General features: G+C 39.8%; 15 protein-coding genes. 6 read left to right on the top strand and 9 right to left on the bottom strand.

The annotated features are described in order from the left end of the window. Positions 1–132 precede the first annotated feature (132 nt). The gene (ldpA, locus tag V7K98_RS12685) at positions 133–1,305 is read right to left on the bottom strand and encodes a circadian clock protein LdpA (RefSeq protein WP_335022206.1); all 1,173 of its coding nucleotides are present in this window, start codon (positions 1,303–1,305) and stop codon (positions 133–135) included. A gap of 166 nt (positions 1,306–1,471) precedes the next feature. Between ldpA and V7K98_RS12690 the strand changes: the two genes are divergently transcribed. The 4 genes from V7K98_RS12690 to V7K98_RS12705 all read left to right on the top strand — a co-directional run bounded on the left by V7K98_RS12690 (position 1,472) and on the right by V7K98_RS12705 (position 6,602). Beyond that, positions 1,472–4,198, top strand: coding sequence for a PAS domain-containing protein (locus V7K98_RS12690; protein ID WP_335022208.1), 2,727 nt, complete (start codon positions 1,472–1,474; stop codon positions 4,196–4,198). A gap of 2 nt (positions 4,199–4,200) precedes the next feature. Next, complete coding sequence (locus V7K98_RS12695) at positions 4,201–5,799, top strand: hybrid sensor histidine kinase/response regulator (RefSeq protein WP_335022210.1); 1,599 nt, start codon at positions 4,201–4,203, stop codon at positions 5,797–5,799. Between the two features lie 63 nt (positions 5,800–5,862). After that, positions 5,863–6,279, top strand: a complete 417-nt coding sequence (locus tag V7K98_RS12700) for a XisH family protein (protein WP_335022212.1) — start codon at positions 5,863–5,865, stop codon at positions 6,277–6,279. Beyond that, the gene (locus tag V7K98_RS12705; protein ID WP_335022214.1) at positions 6,267–6,602 is read left to right on the top strand and encodes a XisI protein; all 336 of its coding nucleotides are present in this window, start codon (positions 6,267–6,269) and stop codon (positions 6,600–6,602) included. The genes V7K98_RS12700 and V7K98_RS12705 overlap by 13 nt, the downstream gene beginning before the upstream one ends. On the opposite strand, the gene V7K98_RS12710 is transcribed toward V7K98_RS12705, so the two are convergent. The 6 genes from V7K98_RS12710 to lepB all read right to left on the bottom strand — a co-directional run bounded on the left by V7K98_RS12710 (position 6,599) and on the right by lepB (position 16,365). After that, positions 6,599–7,972 (bottom strand): hybrid sensor histidine kinase/response regulator, encoded by a 1,374-nt coding sequence (locus tag V7K98_RS12710; RefSeq protein ID WP_335022215.1) that lies wholly within the window; start codon positions 7,970–7,972, stop codon positions 6,599–6,601. The genes V7K98_RS12705 and V7K98_RS12710 overlap by 4 nt on opposite strands. Positions 7,973–8,318: 346 nt before the next feature. Then, positions 8,319–10,154 (bottom strand): GGDEF/EAL domain-containing response regulator, encoded by a 1,836-nt coding sequence (locus V7K98_RS12715; protein ID WP_335022217.1) that lies wholly within the window; start codon positions 10,152–10,154, stop codon positions 8,319–8,321. Further along, positions 10,151–13,714: an ATP-binding protein gene (locus V7K98_RS12720; RefSeq protein WP_335022219.1), complete on the bottom strand. Its 3,564-nt coding sequence runs from the start codon at positions 13,712–13,714 to the stop codon at positions 10,151–10,153. The genes V7K98_RS12715 and V7K98_RS12720 overlap by 4 nt, the downstream gene beginning before the upstream one ends. 914 nt (positions 13,715–14,628) lie before the next feature. After that, entirely contained in the window at positions 14,629–15,414 is a 786-nt protein-coding gene (locus V7K98_RS12725; protein ID WP_335022329.1) for an MOSC domain-containing protein, read from the bottom strand. After that, positions 15,377–15,541, bottom strand: coding sequence for a hypothetical protein (locus tag V7K98_RS12730; RefSeq protein ID WP_335022221.1), 165 nt, complete (start codon positions 15,539–15,541; stop codon positions 15,377–15,379). The genes V7K98_RS12725 and V7K98_RS12730 overlap by 38 nt, the downstream gene beginning before the upstream one ends. A 182-nt stretch (positions 15,542–15,723) precedes the next feature. Beyond that, positions 15,724–16,365, bottom strand: a complete 642-nt coding sequence (gene lepB, locus V7K98_RS12735) for a signal peptidase I (RefSeq protein ID WP_335022223.1) — start codon at positions 16,363–16,365, stop codon at positions 15,724–15,726. Positions 16,366–16,780: 415 nt separating this feature from the next. On the opposite strand from lepB, the gene V7K98_RS12740 reads away from it, so the two are divergent. Together V7K98_RS12740 and V7K98_RS12745 are read left to right on the top strand one after the other, a co-directional pair. Next, positions 16,781–18,100, top strand: coding sequence for a dihydroorotase (locus V7K98_RS12740; protein ID WP_335022225.1), 1,320 nt, complete (start codon positions 16,781–16,783; stop codon positions 18,098–18,100). Positions 18,101–18,657: 557 nt separating this feature from the next. Beyond that, positions 18,658–19,833 (top strand): patatin-like phospholipase family protein, encoded by a 1,176-nt coding sequence (locus tag V7K98_RS12745; RefSeq protein ID WP_335022227.1) that lies wholly within the window; start codon positions 18,658–18,660, stop codon positions 19,831–19,833. A 688-nt stretch (positions 19,834–20,521) separates the two neighbouring features. On the opposite strand, the gene tsaE is transcribed toward V7K98_RS12745, so the two are convergent. Both tsaE and V7K98_RS12755 read right to left on the bottom strand, forming a co-directional pair. Then, complete coding sequence (gene tsaE / locus V7K98_RS12750; protein WP_335022229.1) at positions 20,522–20,983, bottom strand: tRNA (adenosine(37)-N6)-threonylcarbamoyltransferase complex ATPase subunit type 1 TsaE; 462 nt, start codon at positions 20,981–20,983, stop codon at positions 20,522–20,524. 74 nt (positions 20,984–21,057) lie between these two features. Continuing rightward, complete coding sequence (locus tag V7K98_RS12755; protein ID WP_335022231.1) at positions 21,058–22,461, bottom strand: gluconeogenesis factor YvcK family protein; 1,404 nt, start codon at positions 22,459–22,461, stop codon at positions 21,058–21,060. Positions 22,462–22,560 lie beyond the last annotated feature (99 nt).

Here is a 22,560-nt window from a genome sequence, read left to right on the forward strand (position 1 = left end):
CAGTAAATCGATACTTTCAGCTTCTAACTGTTCTCAAGCGCTCATTCAATGCTCAAACCTCCTACCTTGACTATACAAACATAAATTAAACATGAATTACAGAACTTTTTATGACTAAGTAATTATGCTTAATTAATGCTCACTCTCCCTTCTCTGCTGTGACTTAATTTGGGAAACGAGAGAATGGGCAAGTTCTACAGCTTGCCAAAGTAATACTTCATCTTCTTCTAGGCGAATAGTTGCTTTCACATTGGTGTTACTTACCTCCTTATTCTCTAACTTTTCGAGAATTGGTGACAGCAGTACACGGGCGTAGCTACCGTAGGCGACCCCAGAAATTTTGGATTTTGGATTTTGGATTTTAGATTGTGAATTGGTGTCTTCTAATCCAAAATCTAAAATCGGCAATCTAAAATCGCTGAGTAGTCCCATTGCCTTTAACTTAGCAACGGTATAGCTATTTGTGCCGCCTGCTAACTGCACATATCCCGGTAATTTTGCTGCCAAAACTTTTTGCCCTAATTTCACTGCGGCTATTGTAGTGCCATCGCCAATATCACCGCTCATGGCACGACCGTCGGTTTGCCAGATTAAAGCACTTTTGAGTGGGGCAATCAGGTCATACACTGTTCTTAGGTAGTCAGTCATCCCCTCGCCATCGGGACAGCTGATAGCTAGAACTTTTAATTGATCGGCCCACGGTGAAATTGCCTGCCACAATCGCTGAAATTCTGCCAACCGCCCTACTTGTGTATGGATTTCTACGGCATCTACTCCTGTTGACATTACTAATGGCGCGATCGCTCCTGGCGTTGTCACATACGAAGCTGTATAAATCATACTGTATGGACAAATTGGGATGCAACGACCGCAGCCATAACACTTTTCAGAAACTACTCCCGAAAAGTCTTCTTTGATACTGTCAAAAACGATCGCTTGTGCTGGACAAATCCGTTCACAGGGTCTAGGGCAATCTTTAGGACATTCAGTAGCGTTAAATTCTGCTTTGCGAAAATGGGGGTCTTCTCCATCGTTTAGGCTGACCATTAAAAAAGGTAAGTTGCCTTTGTAGTCAAAGCCTCGCTTTTGGGCATCTTTAGCTAAAGTTTTAGCTGCTTGTAGCCCTGCTTGCGCTGCTGCAATCACTGCTGGATCAGCTGCAACATCTATGCAGTCAGCGCCCGCCAAGGTATAGGCTAAGGTTAAATTTCTGACTGCCGGCAAATGCTGGAAGCTGGCTCCGCAGATGAGCTTGAACCAGTTACCTTGTTTGAGAGATTGTAAAGGAACGAAGAGATCAGTCACTATTCTATTATGCGTTTATGCGACTAAAAATAGTAGTTTGTAATCAAGAAAAAGTCCTGATTTCCTGAATTAGATATTGGGTATTGGGCATTGGGCATTGGGTATTGGGTATTGGGTATTAATTCTTCTCTCCCACTCTCGCAGCTTTATTAGGAGGCTGAAATACATGGCAGTCAATGCAATAACTGTATTTTTTGTAGAAGACTCTGCTGAAGACAGAGCTTTGTATCGACGGTTCTTAGAGCGGGACGATCGCTACACTTATGATATTTATGAGTTTGAATCGGGAAATAAGGCGCTACAAGAATGCCTTGGGAAAATACCGGATGTAATTTTGTTGGACTACAGATTACCAGATTTAGATGGGCTGGAATTTATTTCTAAGCTACAAACGCGAACTTCCAGCAGCCAGATATCAGTAATTATGCTGACTGGACAGGGAGACGAAACGATCGCAGTCCAAGCTATTAAGAGTGGGGCAGATGATTATCTAGTTAAGGGAAAACTAACCCAGGAAAATTTTTGCCGAACGATTCATGGAGCGATTAAGCATAAGCAGCTAATGCAGCAGCTAGAACAGCAGCAGGAACAGGCCATTCAACAAGCCCAACTTTACCACAACCTCCAAATCCTTAACACCGAGTTAGAAGCCAAGGTACAAGAATGCACTGCTAAATTGCAAGAAAGCGATCGCCAAAAAGCAGAAGAAACTCTGCGCCAAAGTGAAGAACGACTACAATTAGCACTTGAAGCTTCTGGGGATGGTTTGTGGGACTGGAATATTCTCACTGGAGAGGTATATTACAGCCCCCGCTTTTTAGAAATGCTCGGATACGGCTTTGATGAACTTCCGCAGGATTTCAGTACTTGGAAGCGATTAGTTCATCCAGACGATCTACCTTGGGTTGAGCAAATCTTAGGAACTCACTTAAAGGATAGTTCAGTCCGCTACAAATTTGACTATCGACTCCAAACTAAGTCTGGCAAATGGAAATGGATTGCTGATTACGGTAAGGTTGTCATCCGAGATGAAGAGGGTAATCCTTTGTGGATGACTGGTACTCATCGGGATGTTAGCCATCTCTACGATGAGCTTCGCTTACGCAAACAAACCGAAGCAGCCTTAGCTAAAAGTGAAGAACAACTAAGGCTAACCTTGGAATTTAACCACATCGGCCTTTGGGATTGGAATATTCAAACAGGCGAAGTTATCTGGAACGACAACCATTTTCGTTTATTAGGTTTAAAACCAGAAACATCAACAAACTATCAGCTATGGCGCAATTGTGTTCATCTAGAAGATATCGATCGAATTGAACAGGCTGTATTCAATGCGTTGGCAGAACATACTAATTTTGAAGCTGAATATCGAGTAATTTACCCTGATGGTACTGTTCACTGGCTCACTGGGAAAGGGCGCGGCGTTTACAACGAAGCAGGCAAAGCTGTACGGATGCTAGGTATTATCATTGATATTAGCGATCGCAAAACTTTGGAGCGAGAACTAGCTCACAAGCAAAAGTTATTGGATACCTTTATAAAAATCGCACCTGTTGGGATAACCATCATGGATCGGGATCTGCGTTTCTTATTCATTAATGAAGCATTAGCAGAAATTAATGGCATTCCCGCAGCCGCCCATATTGGCAAAACACCGTGGGATATTGTCCCTGATTTAGCACCAAAGCAGGAGCAAGTCTTTCGTCATCTCTTGACAACGGGTGAACCAATTCTGGATTGGGAAATCAGTGGAGAAACTCCAAAACTGCCTGGTGTAACCAGAACTTGGCTAGCTTCCTACTTTCCAATTCAGTCTGAACCAGATGAACCTATTAGCATGGGCATTGTTGTAGTTGAAATCAGCGATCGCAAACGCGCTGAACAAATGTTAGAGTTGCAAGCCGTAATTACCCGTAACATGGCAGAAGGAATTTGCCTAGTTCGTACCACAGATGGCGTGTTTGTCTATGCCAATCCTAAATTTGAGCAGATGTTTGGCTATGAACCTGGTGAATTAATCGGTCGGCATGTGTCCGTTGTCAACTCCGAAGACGAACATACTACACATGAAGCTGTTAATCAGGCAATTTGCGCTACTGTTATTCAACATGGTGAAGCAAACTATGAAGTTGAAAATGTTAAGAAAGATGGTACTCCACTTTGGTGTCGGGCCACTACTTCCATCTTTGAGCATCCTGAGTATGGAAGCGTCCTTGTAGCTGTCCAACAAGATATCACCGAGCATAAGCAAGCAGAGGAAAAAATCAAAGCTTCTCTCAAAGAAAAAGAAGTATTACTTCAGGAAATTCACCATCGGGTGAAGAACAATTTAGGAATTGTCAGTAGTTTGCTGCAAATGCAGTGCCGACGGACACAAGATCCTCTGGTGACAGCTATTTTGCGCGATAGCCAAAATCGCATTGCCTCCATTGCCCTAGTTCATGAAAAACTTTACCGCTCTGAAGACCTCTCTGATATTGATTTTGCTCAATACATCCCAGATTTAATAACTCATTTATTCGATTCCTATAACGTCAGTTCCAGCCAAATTCAACTGAAGATTCAAGTTGATGATGCTAGCCTCGATATCAAAACCGCCATTCCTTGTGGCTTGATTATCAACGAATTGGTTTCCAATGCTTTAAAATACGCTTTTGTTGGTAATATTAAAGGAGAAATTGAGGTTAAGTTTTATCAAGAATTGGAGTCCACTTTGACACTCATTATTCGAGATAATGGTATTGGTTTACCTGCAAATTTTGATAGTAAAAAAGCTAAAACACTCGGTATAACGCTTGTTCAAGGTTTAGTCAAACAGCTAAGAGGAAAACTCGAAATTGCATCTCACCAGGGAACACAGTTTAAAATTACTTTTACAAACAGTCGGATATAAAAATGGTTGGCATCCAGTCGAACACCAAAAAGGAGACAGTTAGAATCCTTGTTGTTGAAGATGAATATATTCTTGCCATCAACTTACAAGAAAGTTTAGAATCTCTAGGATACACTGTTTTAGGTATTATCGATTCCGCAGAAGAGGCAATTAAAAAAGCAACTGAGTCACACCCAAGCTTGATTTTAATGGATATCAGGTTACGCGGTGAAATGGACGGTATCCAAGCATCTGAGCAAATTTGGCATAATTTGCAAATTCCTGTTATTTATCTTACAGGTCACTCTGACAAAAGTACTGTAGAGCGGGCAACGCTGACATCCCCCTTTGGATATATTCTCAAACCTGTCAAGGAGCAAGAACTTTATGTTGCCATTCAAACAGCACTTAATCGGTGCGATCGCGAACAATTTTTGAGTTCTGTGCTACGGGGAATGGGTGATGGGGTAGTTGTGGTCGATCTTGAGTTGCGCGTCAAGTACCTAAATCAGGTAGGTGAGGCATTAACAGGGTGGCGATGGAATGAAGCCAAGGGCCGGATGTTAACCGAGGTATTAAAACTCATTGACGAACAAACTCAACTCCCTGTCCAAAATCCAATTATCAAAGCTCTCCAACAAGAAACTACTATCTATCTAGACAGTCGGATTATACTAATTACTAGAGATGGGAAGACTATACCAGTAGCTGATAGTGCTACTCCCTTGAAAGACAACAGTGGCATCATTACAGGAGCCGTACTAGTTTTTCGGGATGACACACAACGACGGCTAACTGAAGAACGCAATCTCGAAAATAAACGTGCCCAACAACTAGAAATTCAAGTAGTAGAACTTCAACGGCTGAATAAGTTGAAAGAGGATTTTCTTGCAACCACTTCTCATGAAATGCGAACGCCCTTGTCAAACATCAAAATGGCAATCTCCGCCCTAGAAAATATTCTTGATCGGCAAGGTATCTTAGCGTTTGAATCTGTAGCCCGCTATATAACTATCCTACGCGATCAATGCGAACAAGAACTGGAGCTAGTAGACAATTTACTACATATCCGCATGATTGATGCAGATGTCTATCCATTAGAATTAACTTCAATTCAACTCCAATACTGGCTACCTCACGTTACCGAGTGTTTTGAGGAAAGGGCTAGAGCTAGGCAACAGACTTTGCAAGTTAATATTGGGCCAAATTTACCACCTTTAGTTTCAGACTTAGCTAGCCTGACTGAAATTGTCTCAGAGTTACTCAACAATGCTTGTAAATATACTCCGCCTTATGAGCAGATTATGGTAAATGTTCAGGTAATTTACACCCCAAAAAGTCTAATCAATAAGGATGCTGAATCTGGTGTATTAGGTAATTTTCAAGTTCCCTACTTTCAAATTACAATTAGTAATTCTGGGGTGATAATCTCCAAAAAAGAACAATCTCGAATCTTTGAGCCGTTTTACCGAATTCTTCAGAGCGATCGCTGGCAACATAGCGGCACTGGGTTAGGTTTAGCATTAGTAAAGAAGTTAGTAGAATATCTCCAAGGCAAAATTGAAGTTACCAGTTTTCACGGCTGGACAACGTTCACAGTTCTACTGCCGTTAAGCCTATGACACACGGATTAGTCAACGGTTAAAATCAAGGCATAATAAAATTCAAAGACTCAACAGTTATTTATGCCAGCAAAGGATATTTTTCATGATGCAGTAAAACACGCTTTAGAAAAAGATGGTTGGCTAATCACCAATGACCCCATCTTCTTACGTTTTGGGGGATTGGATATGTACATAGACCTTGGTGCTGAGAAAATTCTAGCAGCCGAACGAGACAAAGAAAAAATTGCTGTTGAAGTCAAAAGTTTTGTGAGTCCATCTGCTACAACAGAATTTAGTACTGCTTTAGGACAGTTTCTCAAATATCAACTGGCACTTGAAGAAGAGCAACCGCAGAGACTTTTATATTTAGCAGTTCCTTTTGATACATATCGTTCCTTTTTCAGTTTAGAACTACCGCGTTTGTTAATTCAACGTTACCAAGTTCGACTGATTATTTTCGACCCAGAAGAGGAGATAATTGTCAAATGGCAAAAGTAGAAGAATACCGTCAAATAATTCAAGAATTGTTGCAGGCTTACAGTCAGATTAAGTCTAGTAATGAAGAAGTCGAAGCCGAAGTAATTTTTGATCGTGAGCGCGATCGCTATCAACTTGTTCATGCCGGTTGGTCAAACAAACGCCGTATATATGGCTGTATTTTACATTTAGATATTAAAAACGAAAAAATTTGGATTCAGCACGATGGTACTGAAGGTGGTATTGCCAATGAGCTTACTAATCAAGGTGTACCTAAACAAGATATTGTATTGGCTTTTCATTCCCCCTTCAAACGACAATTTACCGAGTTTGCTGTTGGCTAACGCTCAGGTTGCTCGATGGGAATTTCGATCGCAAACTCTGCCCCTTGCCCAATAGAAGAATTGCAGGTAATATTTCCTCGGTGTTTTTGGACGATAATCTGATAGCTAATAGATAATCCTAGCCCACTACCTTTACCCACAGCTTTTGTAGTAAAAAATGGGTCAAATAAACGCGATCGCAACGACTCATCTATACCAGGGCCATTATCTGCGATCGCAATTTTGATTGTATTCAACTCTGTCACCTCTGTGTGAATCCTAATCTGGGGAGTAGGAAGCAGCCACTGCGGTTTTTGGGTTTCTCCAAGTGCAGCAACTGGTGTGTAACCGTTGTCAAGTGGCATTAGCGAATAAAGATTAGAAGATTGATTCCCCAATTTCTCTTCTATTGCATCAATAGCATTATTCAACAAATGCATAAATACTTGGTTTAATTCACTTGTATAACAAGTGACCAAGGGTAAATTACCATAGTCTTTCACTACAATAATTGCTGGACGGTCTGTTGCTTCCCTAAGTCGATGTTGTAACATCACCAAAGTGTTTTCGATGTCTTCATGGATATTTACCCGCTTCATCTCTGCTTCATCATGTCGAGAAAAGTGTTGTAGCGCCAGGACAATTTCCCGAATGCGATCGGAGCCTCTATACATTGCACCTATGAGATTTTGCAAATCGTTAATTACAAAATTCAGGTCTATATCTTTAGCTATTTGCTGAACTTTGAATGTAGGTTTTGGATATTCTTGTTGATAAACCTCAATCAGATTTACTAGGTCTTGCACATATTCACCAGCATATTGGAGGTTGCCATAAATAAAACTAATGGGGTTATTAATTTCATGAGCCAGCCCAGCCACTAACTGCCCTAGTGCTACCATTTTTTCATTTTGAATTTGTTGAACTTGAGCAGATTTTAAGTTGTCAAGAGCCTCTTGTAATAAAATGTTTTTTTCTTGTAGTTTAACTTGGAGCAAACGTAAATTAATCTGATTTTCAATTCTTAATATAACCTCTGCCCCATGAAAAGGTTTAGCAATATAATCTACACCACCAACATCAAAGGCTTTTACCTTATCGACAACATCATCCAGGGCGCTGATAAAAATTACTGGAACTTCGGAAGTTTTATCGTCAGCTTTTAGCTGTTGACAAACTTGATAGCCATCCATATCTGGCATATTAATATCTAGCAAAATCACATCTGGTAAAACCATTTGACACGCAGTTAGCGCCATTTTACCGTTTAAGGCTTTGCGAACTTCAAAACCTTGTGCAGTTAACATTGCCGATAAAAGCCGTAAATTATCTGGGGTATCATCGACTACCAAAACATTTCTTTTATGATGGTTAGTTTGATTAAAATGCATTATTATCAAAAGCTATGCGTATAGTTACTGAGGATAGTAAATGCTGAAATTATCCTGATATTTCTTGATTAATTTCACCAAAATAGTTATATTTATAGTCTAACTCTCACCGTGGCTGAGAGTATTGCCAACCATGAAAACTCTTGGACATAGATGAACTTTACGAATTTGATAGGCTGGGTATAGCAGTATATTAGATAGCATGTGTAAATTACAGCGTATTGCAGGTAAATGAAGTACACGGGTAGGGGCACAACATGTTGTGCCCCTACGATGATCTGTACCTCACCAAGTTGCAATCTGCTGTATCTAGCCGAGCGTCAATAAGAAAATTTTCAGCAAATAGCTACCATTGAGGTGCTGCGGCAAGTAACTTAATAGCTAATTGTTGTTCTATGGGTTTAGAAAATAGATATCCTTGAGCAAAATTACAATTTAAACTTCTCAACAGGGCTAACTGTTCTTGTGTTTCGACACCTTCAGCGATCGCACTCATGCCCATTGAGTTGGCAATGCCAATCATTGCTGGTACTAGCCCCATATTCTCTTTATTATCCTGCATCCGTTTGACAAAAGATTTATCAATTTTGAGTGCATCTAAAGGAAAGCTGTGCAGGTAGCTTAAAGAGGAATATCCTGTACCAAAGTCATCCATAATCAACTTTATTTTTCGATATTTTAGTTGTTTGAAAATTATTTTAATTGCATTAGTATTTTCCATTATTACACTTTCTGTAATTTCTAATTCTAAATATGCAGGATTTATTTTAGTTTCATAAATTATGCGATCGATTTGTTCTATAAAATTCGGTTGTAAAAATAACCTAGCACTCAAATTGACACTCATAGTTAGAGGTTCTGGTGTCACTGGATGATTTTGCCAGATGCTTAATTGATTACAAGCTGACTTTAATACCCAAGTATTTATAGCATTAATCAAGCCTGTTTCTTCTGCCACAGGAATAAATTCTGTAGGAGCAACCAAACCACGAATCGGATGTTGCCAGCGCACTAAGGCTTCAAATCCAGAAATTCTGCCTGTTGTTAAAGAAATAATTGGCTGATAGTAAACAACGAATTCTTGCCTTTGAACAGCCCTTCGCAGGTCATTTTCTAACTCTAAAAGCTGAATAGCTTCCTGATGCATCGCTGGATTGAAAACATGATATTTGGCTTTTCCTTGAGCCTTGGCTCGATACATTGCGGTATCAGCATCACGTAGTAAATGCTCTGGGCGCTCGTAATCTTTGTTACCCCAAGTTATGCCAATACTGGCATTCATAAATACTTCATATCTTGACAGTCTAAAAGCAAGTGATAGCTGTTGCAGAATCCTTTCAGCAACTTGGATTGCGATGTTAATATCTGTAATATTTTCTAGGAGAATTCCAAATTCGTCACCGCCCAATCGTGCTAGAGTATCAATAGGTATGAGACATGCTTGCAGGCGACGAGCGATCGCTATGAGCAACTCATCTCCCACCAAATGCCCAAGGGAATCATTAATAACTTTGAAGCGATCGCAGTCTAAAAAAAGTACCGCAAACTGATAGCTAGATTCTTGCTTTGCCCGGTTGAGAGTGTTCTCTAGTTGCCTCATAAACAAAACTCGATTTGGTAATCCAGTCAGTGAATCATGTAGTACTATATCTAGCAGTTGACTTTGCAACTTCTGGCGGGAATTAATTTCTTGCTGAAGTTTTTGCAGGGCTTTTTCTAGCTCCCCAGTTCGTTCCTTTACCCGATATTCCAGTTCAATATTTAGTTTTAATATTTCTAATCGTGCCGATCTCAATGCGAGTTGATTTTGCACCCGCACTAAAACTTCTTGAAACTCAAAAGGTTTGGTGATGTAGTCTACACCACCCACCCTAAAAGCTTTAATTTTGTCAAAAACATCATCTAAAGCACTAATAAAAATCACCGGAATATCGGCTGTTAGCTCCCAAGCTTTAAAGGTCTGACAAATTTCATAGCCATCTACTTCTGGCATCATAATATCGAGTAAAATCAGGTCTGGCAACAGTGTTTGAGTTGCTGTCAGTGCCATTTGCCAGTTTAAGGCTTTCCGAACGTTATACCCTTCCCTTGTCAATATTGAGGATAAAACCCGCAGATTATCCGGCATATCGTCAACGATCAAAATATCTTTTTTATTAGGGTCTGAATGCTCGTACTTCATTCTACGTTTGTTCTAGTCAATTCCATAATTTTCTCAAACTGGTAGTTATTTGCTAAATCCCTGAGAGCTTGGGCAATCTGAACATTATCTGAGGGAATTTGCTGGATTAACTCTAAAATTAGTTCATCACTACAACTGGCTGCGGCATAGTGGATCTTTTGCAGCCAATCAGATGGCATTTGCGATAAAAGGCTTAGGAGTTCAGCAACACTGACAAATATCTGTGTACCTTGCTCAGTAACTGCTATGTTAAGATTTTCTATTTGGTTGGTATACTTTACACCCAGATGTTGGCTTAGTTTTTCCAATAATACTTCCTGTGTGAATGGCTTGCGAATAAAATCGTCACAGCCAATGGACAAAATTTTCTGGCGCTCTTCTTCAAAGGCGCTAGCTGTGAGGGCAATAATAATTGTGTGTTTGTTGTAACAATTCTGCCATACCTCAGAGATGTCCGCAGGGAGAGCCAAGCCTGTTGGCGATCGCAAAGTAGATGCATCAGCAGTATCATTTTCCATAACACCACTCACTTCTGATGTTGGAGAGGCTTTGCATAAAACTTCACAGTCATCCGACTCAAATCTTCCGATAAAGTGCTGGCTGACTGATGAGGTGAGTTGTTTAAATTTTGGGAACCTCCGCAACCTATTAGCACCCCCATGTCCTATTTCTTTATCTTTAATCATTCTTGTTGCTTCATAACCATCCATCACAGGCATTCGCATATCCATAAAAATCAAGTGTGGTTGCCAAGATTCCCAATTGGCAACTGCTTCTTGCCCATCTGCTGCTTCCCTAACTTCAAAACCCACAGAGGTGAGAATTTTAACCAGCAATAAACGGCTTTCTTGGGAATCGTCAACTACTAAGATGCGGTATGCTTTTTCACTAGCTGCTAAAGCTAAAGTTTGAAATTTAATTTGGTGTGTCGGTATTTCTCTAGGGCAAGCTAAAGCAACTGGAATATTAAAGGTAAATGTACTACCAGTACCAGAAGTACTGTTCACACTAATATCTCCCCCCATAAGTTGCACGTATTTACGGCTAATAGCTAAACCTAGCCCCGTCCCTTGCTGCGATTTTCTGCCGATTTCGGTTTGCTCAAAAGCTTCAAACAGCAAGTCAATTTCTTGTAGGGTAATACCGCAACCAGTGTCTTGTACCTCGAAGAAGAGATGAGGGGGATGAGGAGGATTTTGCTCGCTCATCTCCCCCATCCCCCATCTCACCCGTAGCGTCACTCTACCCATATCAGTAAATTTAATGGCATTACCCAAAAGGTTGAGTAAAACTTGACACAGTTTATTTTCATCTGTTTCTATGTACTGAGGAATATTTTGTGGATATTCAAAGATTAATTCTAAATTTTTAGATGCAGCCCGCAAGTGCAACATCTCTTCTAAATTCTTCAATAGATGAATTAAGTCAAAGCTGCCAAGATTTAAGGTGATTCTGCCAGCTTCGATTTTGGACATTTCAAGAATGTCGTTAATTAAGTTAAGTAGATGTTCGCCAGCCCGATTAATAATTGCCAAGTTTTCTTGATGTTCCCTAGATAGAGAATAATCTTGACTCATGACTTGGGTGAAACCAAGAATGGCGTTAAGTGGGGTACGTAGTTCGTGGCTCATGTTAGCAAGGAATTCGCTTTTGGCGAGGTTGGCGGCGGCGCTTCTTGCGGCTTCCCGAATGGCTGCTTGTTGTTCCTGTGCAGCGATTTTTTGCGATTGAATCAGTTCTTCTTGGGTGATTTGCAGTTGCTCAATCACTTGCTGGAACTCTTCAGTACGTTTTGTGACTTGAGCTTCTAAGGTGCGATTATATTCTGCTAATAATTTTTCTGCTTGTTTGCGTTCGCTGATATCAAAAAAGGTAGTCATCGCAAAAGCCAGATTCCCTGATTCATCATAGATAGGTTTGCCCAAAACTTCAATGGGAATAATCTTGTCAGCATGGCAAATCTCTATATCATCAATCCTGGTGCTTTCCCCAAGCAATGCTCTCAAAATTGGTAGGCGATCGCTGGGGTAAACTTGATCTGTCCCTGCAAGGTAAGCTTGATATACCTCTGAAAATTGTTCGGCACTAACTTTTGCCATCGCTCCTTGACCAAGAATTTGCTGCCCAATATTATTTGTATAATAAGGTTCACCTTTAGTATCTATAATAAATACACCCACTGGCATAGCTTCTAAAAATTGAGTTAGCCGACTCTGACTCTCAGATAACGCCTCATTTAAAACTTGCATCTGAGCATTCTTTGCTGACAAAACACTGAAGGATGTTTGGAGTTGCTTTGCCATAGTTTTAAATGAGTTGGCTAGCTCCCCCAATTCATCGGAGCGTTGAATTTCTGGTGTTTGCTCCCATTCACCTTGAGCAATTTTTTTGGCTGATGTATTTAATTGTAAAATCGGCTCAATTACCCAACGAGCAGTCAAAATCCCAATTATTGTAGCCACTAAAAAAGCAACTATGCATAGCAAAATGGTGATGCGGGTATTAGCATTAATTTGCTCCATAAACTCGCCTTCGGGAATCACCGCTACAATTAGCCAATCTAAACCTAGTTCGTCCCTCCAATTTTTTACTTGTACAAAGTAATGCATTCTATCGGCGCTAAAAGTTAGCTGTTGCTTTCCCACAACAAACCCAAGACTACCAAAGCGTTTTTTTAAAGACTGGGTTGTGAGCCGAATTAAAGCATTTTTACTGTCTAATGCCGATTGACGTTTGATTTGGCCATTAATAATGTTGTATGGTGGCTCACTAGAAGAAGCCACTATTAACCCAGAACGCTCTAAAATAAAAGTTTTACCCGACTCTTCGGTGTTTAAGTTGGCTAAAAAGGTGCTGATTTGTGACAAGATTAAATCAACACTAATCACCCCAACGAGTTTTTGAGTTTGATTGTAAACAGGATAGCTGGAAGATATCGATAAAATTTCTGGTTTATCTTCCCATTGATAAATTTGACTCCAAACGGGTTTACCTGCCTTGACTGCATCTGCATACCACGCTTCTACACGAGGATCGTAATCTTTAACTTGCTGAAGCTGACGACGATTCCCCTTCAAGTCTGAATTATAAATAAAAAGTTTCCCGATACCATGCTTTTGGCTAACTTCATTAATCAACAGCTTGCCATTATCTAAACGTTCAATACCGATAAATTCTCCTTTGGGGTTGGCAAAGCTGTTGTAGCCAACATCGAAAACCCGCATTTGTTTCCAAAAGTAATTCCCGGTGGTTTTAAAGTCAGAAAGGTTGAGCAAACCTAGCTCAACCGCATCTAAGTTGATTTGATTTATTTGCTTCGGAGTTGTTAAATAGTTATTAAGATGCTGTTCAATGCGATCGCAGATTTCATTTTCTAATTGAGTAGCAAGCTCCCTCACCGCTTTTTGCCCATTTTGATACGAAAGATATCCTACAAGTCCCACCGCCCCAAAAATTTGCAATATAAAGGGGACAATCAGAACATACTTTAGAGGCATCTTGGCGTAAACTTTGCCAACTAAGCAATTAAGAGATTTGATGGGCTGAAGTTTGGATAACATTGTTGTTTAATTCTTCCCCAGCATATATTAGGGGCTTTTTTGCTATATCAGCTACATTTTATACTAGAAAATTTACGGTGTGTCATCACTTTGACTCTGACATTTTTCAATACTTCTTACATAAGTAATCTTTACATACAACCTCAACTCAATAATTTCGGAAAAACCCCCCTTACCTTTTCGGAAAGCGGGCTAGGGAGTCAGATTTTTTGATTTGATTACTGAATCGATTCTTTAAAAGTGCAATCTGGAAATTGATTTTAGAGAAAATGGTAAAGGATGAATTTAAACTCTTAGAGGATGTTTGAAAAGTCGCAAAGTATACTAAAGACCCCTCTCCAAACCTCTCCCCGAAAGGTCGATAGGCTTTGAAACCCCCATTCCCTTGTAGGGAAGGGGGCTAGGGGGGTTAGGTTTTAAAGGTTTTGGTGTTAGCAAGCAATAATACTTTTCAAACATCCTCTTACCCTTTAACCAAGAAGTATTGTGAAATTCCTGAAAAAATTGAGTATAAAAAAAGCATTAAGAATTTTGTTCGTATACTTGTCTGACTAGTTAAGTTTCTCAAACCCCCAATTTTAAACTTTGCGGTAGGCGTAGTCTGTCGTAGGTATCGCGGCTTAAATCTGCTTAGTTTTATCTGGCAATATATCAGTACATTTCGGCAGATAAACTAAAATCTAACCGATTAGGTACAGTATGCCATTCAAAAATTCAGGTTGCCATTAATACCCAATCCTAAATTTAATTTCTAATTGCTAAGGTCTTGATTTTTTGTTTCAAAACCTTTGGAATTGTACAAAAACCTATATTTAACTACAACAATTTTAAAATTGTCATGCAAATGCACAGTAAAAATAAAAAAAATCCAAGAAAATTTACTTAGTGTCGTTTATTGTAAATAAATGTTAATCTTATTGTATAAATGTGTCAACTTTATCGCCAATTCGTAAAATTTTTCCGGCTGAGGATTGGGGTAATTGGGTATTAACGCTCAATCTGTAAAAATGATTAAAAGGCGATGCCGCAACCCAATTAGGTAGAGTTCTTTGTCGTTGCGTTGCAAAGATTTTTTGAAAGTTTGGGTAAGCTTCGCCTAAGTAAGAATCGCGTGTTGGAACGATACAACGCTGGCATGGATTAACCCCAAAAAAATCCACATCTCCGACTCGAAAAGAGACTAAATCACCTTGTTCGCTAAATAGCCGATCTTCCCAAAATGCTGGTACACCATCAAGCTCAATATTGGCACGCATTCGACGGCGGATTTCATTTACACTTAAACCAGGAAACCAAGAAGTGACTTCTGCCAACGTTGCTGTACTAATTACCGTTGGGCCTGGTGAGTGTGTATCATCAGGAAAGCCCATCAGAGAGTTTTGCCTGAATGTGACAGCAAACTCAAAATAATTACTCAAAGTTGCTTCTAGGGCTTGCCGTTCGTCATCCAGATGAAAAGTTTGGTGTGAGTCAACGCCTGGGATTTGTAGCGAGATAGTTCTATTTAAGAGTGCAAATTGCACCCTTAATAAATGGATTTTAGCATGACGCTTACCATTAACAAATTTACCCCGTTCATCAAAAATAGCAAACTCGCGGTCATGCTGTAATGATCCACTGGCAAGAACTCCAGCCTTTTCAACTTCAATACAATCCAGTGATTTAACTGGATACAGTAAAATCTTGGCTAGGTAAGGCATCATAACGATTTTGGATTTTAGATTGGTGATTTACCAGTCCCAAATCTAAATAGGACTTACGCAAAACTATACACGGTAGGGGCAATTCATGAATTGCCCCTACATGGGAATCTTTGTTTTCGGGCATTGTTTGCGTAAGTCCTGTAAAGTCTAAAATTATTTTGTTACTAAGGAATAAGAATTAAATAACATACAGTTTATGTCTCTGGCTTACCTCACCCTCAATCCCTCTCCTTATAAAGGAGAGGGAAGCTAGAGATAGGATAAAGTTTTACATTTTATTTAATCCACGTTGCTAATTTTGTTAACTTATGGATATACTGGCGATTTATCTATTCCACCGATATGATTTACAGGCCAGAAGCGAAGTACGGCCCGTCCAATAATATTCTGGCGGGGGACAACACCCCAGCAGCGGCCATCATAACTATTAGTGCGATTATCACCTAATACTAGGTATGAATCATTTGGTATAGTCTGGAGTTTTGCCAAAAAAGGTGGCTGTGGCCCTGACTGGCAAACATCAATAACTGTAGTTTGACCAGAAGCCAGATAATTAGATTCTGGTAGCGCTTTGTTGTTAACATAAACTTTGCCATCTTTCAGTTGTACCTGTTCTCCAGGTAAGCCAATTATCCGTTTAATAAAAGCATCCTGATATTGTTCTTTTTGTAGCTCTTTCGTTGGTGAAAATACTACGATATCTCCGCGTTGCGGATCGGCAAATTTATATTTCAACTTATCGACAATAATTTTGTCTGCCTCCCACTGGTTTGGCGTACCATGCAGAGTTGGTTCCATCGATCCAGAAGGAATCCAGCGTGCTTCAGCAACAAAGGTACGAATTCCCAGAGCTAGAACAATACTTAATACAATTGTTCTACCTAGCTCTGCGATCCAAGAATTATCGGGTTGTTGACTAGAGTTATTATCAGACACTTTGTTTTGCATGAAATTACTTAACTGAAGGAAAGATGTAGGTAATTAACTGCCTAGTGAGACTTTATCTGTTAATCTTAACGAGAAAACTTTTATTTTCTAGTTATGTTTGCATCTTCGCTACCAGTTTTAGATTGTAGATTTTAGATTTTGGATTTAGGGTATTTTATTTGGGTTATAATTCGCCTCTGATGGGCGAAACCAATTTAAAATTCCCAAGCTGTATCTTTTCTAAGATAAAGTCAATCCCAAATTCCAGGTGCGACCTAAGATCCAAAATTGATTGGCGAAGTTCTTCATAGATTAAAAAATAAACTTTTTTGTAACAGGCAGCAAAAAAAATTTACCACTGAGAGCGCGACTAAGTTTAACCTAAAATCATAGTTGTCTGTAATATATAGCTCCCTGTATGAACAAAGTTAGTCCTATGTCATCTTCAAAAAGTTTACTGATTCGCCGCGCTCGCATAATTCTACCCAATGGTGAACTGATGATTGGGGATGTGTTGACGCGCGATCGCCAAATAGTCGAAGTTGCGCCAGAAATCTCCCAAACAGCACTAGCCACTGAAATTGACGCAGAAGGCTTAACTTTGTTGCCGGGAGTGATCGATCCGCAGGTACATTTCCGCGAACCTGGACTAGAACACAAGGAAGATTTATTTACTGCCAGTTGTGCCTGTGCTAAAGGCGGAGTTACAACATTTTTAGAAATGCCTAATACGCGCCCCTTAACAACGACACAGCAAGCTTTAGACGACAAACTACAACGCGCCTCACAAAAGTCCTTGGTTAATTATGGCTTTTTTATTGGGGCAACAGCAGAGAATCTCCCAGACTTGCTTTTGGCCAACCCAACACCGGGAATTAAGATTTTTATGGGGTCGATGCATGGTCAATTGCTGGTTGATGGTGAAACAGCACTGGAGGTTATATTTGCTAAAGGTAATCGCTTGATAGCCGTTCATGCTGAAGACCAAAGTAGAATTAACCAACGCCGCCAAGAATTTGCCAATATCCACGATCCAGCCGTTCACTCGCAAATTCAAGATAATCAAGCGGCTTTATTGGCAACCCAACTGGCATTAAAACTGTCTGAGAAATATCAACGTCGTCTGCATATTCTCCACATGTCAACAGCCGAAGAAGCAGATTTGCTGCGTCAGAATAAACCTAGTTGGGTGACAGCAGAGGTAACGCCACAGCATTTGTTATTGAACACTAGTGCTTATGAAAAGATTGGTACTTTAGCACAGATGAATCCACCTTTGCGATCGCCCCACGATAACCAAGTCCTTTGGCAAGCTTTGCGCGATGGTGTGATTGATTTCATCGCCACAGATCATGCACCCCACACCTTAGAAGAAAAATCTCAAGAATACCCCAATAGTCCTTCAGGAATGCCTGGGGTGGAAACTTCCCTAGCTTTGATGTTAACTGCGGCAATGGAAGGAAAGTGTACTTTTGCCCAAGTTGTAAACTGGATGTCTAAAAATGTAGCTGTAGCTTATGGTATTCCCAATAAAGGAGCGATCGCACCTGGTTATGATGCCGATTTAGTGCTTGTAGATTTAAACACATACCGTCCAGTACTGCGAGAAGAACTTTTAACCAAATGCCGTTGGAGTCCCTTTGAAGGCTGGAACCTTACCGGCTGGGCTACAACCACCATTGTCGGTGGTGAGATAGTTTATGATAAAGGCGAAGTAAACACGCACGTGCGGGGTCAAGCTTTAACTTTCTTGTAGCAAATATTTATTTAATATTACGTAGTAGACAAATAATTATCCATCAAAGCCATACTTGAACGGGCAAGATTTTCATCTATCCAGAGTCAAGATTAGACCACCAGATCCGTTGTAGGGGCAATTCATGAATTGCCCCTACGACGCGGATCTATTTACCATCAATGAATAATTAATAAGTAAGTCGGTCAAATCAAATATAAAACTTCACCCTGCCTCCGGCTTCCCTCTCCTTACTAAGGCTATGGTTGTACACACAAATCGAATTACCCCCCTTAATCCCCCCTTATAAAGGGGGGGAAACCGGAAAATCTTGTTCCCTCCCCTTTATAAGGGGAGGGTTAGGGTGGGGTAAAACCTTGTTTAATCAGCTATTTCAGACTTGTGTGTACACCGTAGCCTTACTAAGGAGAGGGATTGAGGGTGAGGTTTGATCTTACATTTAATTACGCCTACCTACTTAAAAGCCTGAAACGGTATATTTACGTTGATTCACAACATGATGTTTTTGTACAGTACGTAAGTCCTAATAGCTATAGAAATAATCAAGGAGAATTGCTATGTCCTTCAAAATTTTAGCTTTAGACGGTGGTGGTATTCGTGGAGTCATTGCAGCAAAAATACTTCAACAAGTAGAACAAGAAATTAGAAATCAAGGGAAAGGAAACTTCTTACACGAATACTTTGACCTGATTACTGGCACTTCTACTGGTTCAATATTAGCAGGAGGGATTGCAGTAGGAAAAGAGAGTGATGAACTTATTAAACTGTATACAAATAGAGGTAAAGACATATTTCCGCCCGATAGAAAAGATCGTTATAAAAACTTCCCATCTACTATCCAATCAATTATTGAGGTATTTTCAGAATCTAAATATTCTCATGAGGGAATTATTAGCGTCCTTAAAGATGCGTATAAATCCACAAAAATAAAGGATATTGAAAAACCTATTATCTTGATTCTTGCTTACGATACCCTATATCGGAATACAACCTTTTTTACAAACTGCCATCCTGATTTAGGAGACAAATGGTACGATGATTGTTATCTATGGGAAATATGTACCGCTTCAGCCTCAGCCCCTACTTTTTTCCCACCATATAAATTAGAACCTCTAGATAAAGATAAATTTGGTGATTGGGAATTTCCCCACATTGATGGAGGAGTTTCTGCTAACAACCCTTGTCTGGCAGCATTGAGTTTAGTTATGAGAATCAGTCAATCTTCAGTATCTCCAGAAATTAAACAAAAATATAAACTGGATAATCTGCAATTAGACGATATTTCTATCCTTTCTATTGGTACAGGTCAAACCGGTGAACCATATCAATATAAGCAAATAAGCAAATGGAGAGGCTTAGACTGGGTACAAAATCTGACTAATATCTTTATGGAACCGACATCTGAAATTGATAGTACGATTTGCCGACAAATAATGGGTGGATATGAGTCTAAACGTTACTTACGTCTTCAATTTGACTTAAATGAGAAATTTAAGCCTAAGCCAAAAGAGACTTATAAAGATCCTCGCATTGTATTACCTCCAGAAGACCGAAAAAACCGATTTACAGGCAAACAAGTCACTGAAGAAATAGATAACACTAGTCCAGAGATTATTCAGCAGTTAATAGATACTACCTCTGCATTCATTGATAAAGGTCTTACTTACTATAGCAGAGACGATTCTGGCTATCCAATAAAAGAAGCGATCGCTTCTTTTATTAAAGATAACTAGTGCATCCACTTATGTGGATTAATGTCAACTAAATATAGGATAAAACATCTCGTATTTCTACGAAAATTATGTAGAAATACGAGATGTTTTATTTAAAATTATTAACATCAGTATTTATTACAGATGTCTAAAATTACTTAAATTGATTTTTAGACATTGATAAATCAGTATTATTGTGTATAGATTATGACTTTGGTTCGGGTATATTGAGTATAAGGAAAAGTTAGACGTTGATGTTGTTTAACTTTTCTGTACTAGCTTTGGCCGCTAAATAATCCAGATTTATTCTTTTAATGACAGTAAAGAATTAATCCGGTTAAACCAAGCTGACTAAGTTCGGTAAAACTCTCATTAAACCCAACAACAGGTTATATTTTCTTAATTCATCCACTATCTAAATCAGTTTTCTAACTGATTATTGCAGCAATAAAGCTACTGTTACAAAAATTTTCATTTATTTTGGTTTTAGATAACAATGTTAGTGATTGACAGTGGTGAGCGTGGTAGTGGTAGATAGAACGAGGATGGATTTATCACTCGACTATTTACAGAAATTTTATCGTGCTGTGTTCAATAAAGTGGGATTTCTCGTACTTTAGTCGGGAGATGAGCTTAAATTGCAGCAATGATCAAATAGTTGCTAATTCGTAATTCGTAATTTGTAATTGAAGAATACAGAGCAATTTTATTAATCATTACAAATTACTTTGAGTTCGTTAATGACACAATTGAATGTTGTGAGTTCGGCTTGACGAGTGCCTCCATCCTCATAAGTTAAACTCACACTTAGATAACTATCTGGCTTGTAGGGCAATCGTTCTGCCCATTCAAGCGCCACAATTCCTGGTATGACTTCAACGCCTTCCCAATAACTTTCTAAGTTTAGGGCTGCAACTTCTTGTGGTTCTAAGCGATATAAATCCAGGTGATAAAGGGGGAACCGTCCTTCAGTATATTCATTAATCAGGGTGAAAGTGGGGCTGACAATAGGTTCAGCGATTCCCAAACCCTTGCCAATACCTTGAACTAGGGTAGTTTTACCAGCGCCTAAATCACCTTCTAGTAAAATTACACTCCCAGGAGTCAGGGATTCACCGAGAGTAATACCTAAGCGTAGTGTTGCCTCTGTATCTGCAAGAAAAATTTTCATAACAAAATTATTTTAGTCATTGGGCATTGGTTATTCACAAATGACAAATGACAAATAACAAATTTTCATCTTCCTTAATTTTGAATTTTGAATTTTGAATTTTGAATTCCCCGAAGGGGCTGACCTCTACCGTACCACCGCAACAACACTTGTGCTAATTTCTGCGGATTGTGACGGACAAAACCGGTTTCATCTTCATATAAAACATTAGCTGCAACAATCCTTCGCCCTAGTTGGGTTACGGCTTCTCTATCTAGAAAAACTGGATGGGAGTTTTGTTCGGCATAGCGGATGAGTGATTGTTCTGAGGGGGATTTTTTGTGGATTAGCACAGCATCAAATAGCTTTCTTTGCCCACAAGCAGCATCAATTGCTCTAATATGATCTGCAACAGTGTAGCCTTCAGTTTCTCCTGGCTGAGTCATGATATTGCAGATATAAATACGGGGGGCATCTGTTTGAGCGATCGCATCGGCAATTTCTGGTACTAATAAATTAGGAATGAGACTTGTATAAAGGCTACCTGGGCCAATAATGATGTAATCAGCTTCTTTAATTGCCTTAATAGCTGCTGGTACAGCCGGAGGATTCTCAGGAATGCAGCCAATTTTGACAATCTTCCCCCCAGCTTTCGGAATGCTAGACTCCCCGTCAATGCGACGGCCATCGGCTAATTCTGCCCAGAGGCGAACATCACTGAGAGTTGCTGGTAGCACTTGTCCCCGCACGGCTAGCACCTTAGAACTAGCTGCAACTGCTTGTTCTAAATCTCCAGTGATATCACTCATTGCCGTTAAAAACAAATTGCCAAAACTGTGACCCGTTAACCCATCTCCAGCCCGAAAACGGTATTGAAACAATTCTGTTAATAACTTTTCTTCATCTGCTAGCGCAGCCAAACAATTACGAATATCTCCTGGTGGTAGCACTCCAAATTCTTGACGCAACCGCCCAGAAGATCCACCATCATCGGCGACAGTGACAATAGCAGTAATATTAGCGCTGTAGGTTTTCAGTCCCCTTAACAACGTAGAAAGTCCAGTTCCACCACCAATTACCACTATTTTCGGGCCTCGGTACAATCGATGATGTGCTAGCAAGACATCAATGAGTTCCTCTCCTCCTTCTGCCCTTAGTACCTTAGTAATTGAACTTACAGTGCGAGTTTGCCCCCAAAGCACCAACAGTAAGCCGCCAAGCAGCACCAAAGGGCCGCTGATATAGTTGGGTAAAATGTTGGTGATTACTCCAAGGAAACCCCTAACCAACTCAAACATCCAAAAAATCGGGGTCAGCTTAATCCAAATAGCTAACCCCAAAGTCCCTAGCAGTACACCTCCAACACTGATTAACAACCAACGTTTTACCGATAGTCCAGGGGATAACCATTTGAACCACTGGTTAACCCGATAGGAAGTACGAGAACGCGACTGCTTTTGCAGGGCGTTGAGGGCTTGTCTGAGAAAACCAATTGACATACCTGATTTACAGCAGTGCTACAAACAATAATTAACAGAAAATGTACACCACTTGGTTTAAAACACTAGGCGTGAAACTATTATATTTGTCTATCCCAT

The organism is Nostoc sp., assembly GCF_036917435.1.
Taxonomy (GTDB): Bacteria; Cyanobacteriota; Cyanobacteriia; order Cyanobacteriales; family Nostocaceae; genus Nostoc.

Excerpts from the sequence above, each read along its gene's own strand:
- V7K98_RS12700 (WP_335022212.1), top strand. The coding sequence starts at position 5,863 with ATGCCAGCAAAGGATATTTTTCATGATGCAGTAAAACACGCTTTAGAA.
- tsaE (WP_335022229.1), bottom strand. The coding sequence starts at position 20,983 with ATGAAAATTTTTCTTGCAGATACAGAGGCAACACTACGCTTAGGTATT.
- V7K98_RS12720 (WP_335022219.1), bottom strand. The coding sequence starts at position 13,714 with ATGTTATCCAAACTTCAGCCCATCAAATCTCTTAATTGCTTAGTTGGC.
- V7K98_RS12755 (WP_335022231.1), bottom strand. The coding sequence starts at position 22,461 with ATGTCAATTGGTTTTCTCAGACAAGCCCTCAACGCCCTGCAAAAGCAG.
- V7K98_RS12725 (WP_335022329.1), bottom strand. The coding sequence starts at position 15,414 with ATGCCTTACCTAGCCAAGATTTTACTGTATCCAGTTAAATCACTGGAT.
- V7K98_RS12715 (WP_335022217.1), bottom strand. The coding sequence starts at position 10,154 with ATGAAGTACGAGCATTCAGACCCTAATAAAAAAGATATTTTGATCGTT.
- V7K98_RS12745 (WP_335022227.1), top strand. The coding sequence starts at position 18,658 with ATGTCCTTCAAAATTTTAGCTTTAGACGGTGGTGGTATTCGTGGAGTC.
- V7K98_RS12740 (WP_335022225.1), top strand. The coding sequence starts at position 16,781 with ATGTCATCTTCAAAAAGTTTACTGATTCGCCGCGCTCGCATAATTCTA.
- V7K98_RS12710 (WP_335022215.1), bottom strand. The coding sequence starts at position 7,972 with ATGCATTTTAATCAAACTAACCATCATAAAAGAAATGTTTTGGTAGTC.
- V7K98_RS12705 (WP_335022214.1), top strand. The coding sequence starts at position 6,267 with ATGGCAAAAGTAGAAGAATACCGTCAAATAATTCAAGAATTGTTGCAG.
- V7K98_RS12730 (WP_335022221.1), bottom strand. The coding sequence starts at position 15,541 with ATGCCCGAAAACAAAGATTCCCATGTAGGGGCAATTCATGAATTGCCC.
- V7K98_RS12690 (WP_335022208.1), top strand. The coding sequence starts at position 1,472 with ATGGCAGTCAATGCAATAACTGTATTTTTTGTAGAAGACTCTGCTGAA.
- lepB (WP_335022223.1), bottom strand. The coding sequence starts at position 16,365 with ATGCAAAACAAAGTGTCTGATAATAACTCTAGTCAACAACCCGATAAT.
- V7K98_RS12695 (WP_335022210.1), top strand. The coding sequence starts at position 4,201 with ATGGTTGGCATCCAGTCGAACACCAAAAAGGAGACAGTTAGAATCCTT.